The organism is Methylobacterium sp. WL18 (assembly GCF_008040015.1).
Lineage (GTDB): Bacteria > Pseudomonadota > Alphaproteobacteria > Rhizobiales > Beijerinckiaceae > Methylobacterium > Methylobacterium mesophilicum.
In genome coordinates, this window is record NZ_VRVD01001046.1 from 1 (window position 1) to 1,010 (window position 1,010).

Annotated in this window: 2 protein-coding genes; both read right to left on the reverse strand. The window is 74.3% G+C overall.

Annotation, left to right across the window (positions count from 1 at the left end):
* The coding region (locus tag FV228_RS30790) for a flavoprotein (protein WP_281406554.1) at positions 1 to 610 on the reverse strand (610 nt) is incomplete at its 3' end.
* 49 nt (positions 611 to 659) lie between these two features.
* Positions 660 to 1,010: undecaprenyl diphosphate synthase family protein (locus tag FV228_RS30795; RefSeq protein WP_187277985.1), on the reverse strand; the 351-nt coding region annotated here is incomplete at its 5' end.

Below are 1,010 nucleotides of genomic sequence, written 5' to 3' on the forward strand. Positions count from 1 at the left end.
GGCGGCCCGACAGGAAGCCGAGGCCCGGGGCCCCGGCGCCCGCCTCGGCAAGCATCCGCTCGACGGCGTCGGCGATCTCGTTGGGCTCGGCCATGCGGCCGGGGCCGGTCTCCGCCTCGGCCATCTTGCCGGCATTGGGCCCGACGAGGCGGATCCCGTCGCCCTCCAGGGTGGCGCGGTTGCGGCGGGTCGCCGGATGCGCCCACATCTGCACGTTCATGGCCGGCGCGATCAGGATCGGCAGGGTTGTGGCCAGCAGGATCGTGGTCGCGAGGTCGGCGGCGTGGCCGCCCGCCATCCGGGCCATCAGGTTGGCGGTGGCCGGCGCCACCACGACGGCATCCGCCTGTCGGGCCAGCTTGATGTGGCCGATATCGGCCTCCTCGGCCCGGTCGAACAGGTCGGTATGGGCCCGCTCGCCCGCGAGCGCCGCGGCGGCGAGCGGCGTCACGAATTCCTGCGCGCCCGCGGTCAGCACCGGGCAGACGCTGGCGCCCCGCTCGCGCAGGCGCCGGATCAGGTCGAGGGCCTTGTAGGCCGCGATGCCGCCGCCGATGACGAGGAGGACGCGGCGGTTGGCGAGCGTTTCAGTCGTGCGGGTCTCGGTCATGGCGAAAAGCCTCTGCCTGAGCCGGCGCGCCCGTCAAGCGGGCCGGGGGTCAGGCCGCCGCCGGAACCGCGGGCGCCTTCAGGCCGCCGAAGCGGCGATCCCGGCGGGCGAAGTCGGCGATCGCCGTGGCGAGGTCGTCGGGCCCGAAATCCGGCCACATCCGGTCGGTGAAGTGGAGTTCGGCATAGGCCGCCTCCCACAGCAGGAAATCCGACAGGCGCTGCTCGCCGCCGGTGCGGATCACGAGGTCCACGTCCACCGGCGAGCCGTGCATCTGCCCGGCCACCAGCGCGCCGAAACTCTCCCGGGAGGCGTCGCCGCCCTGGAGCGCCTGCGCCGCCGCGATGATCGCGTCCCGGGCGGAATAGTCGACGCAGATCCGCAGGTGCAGGCGGGTGCC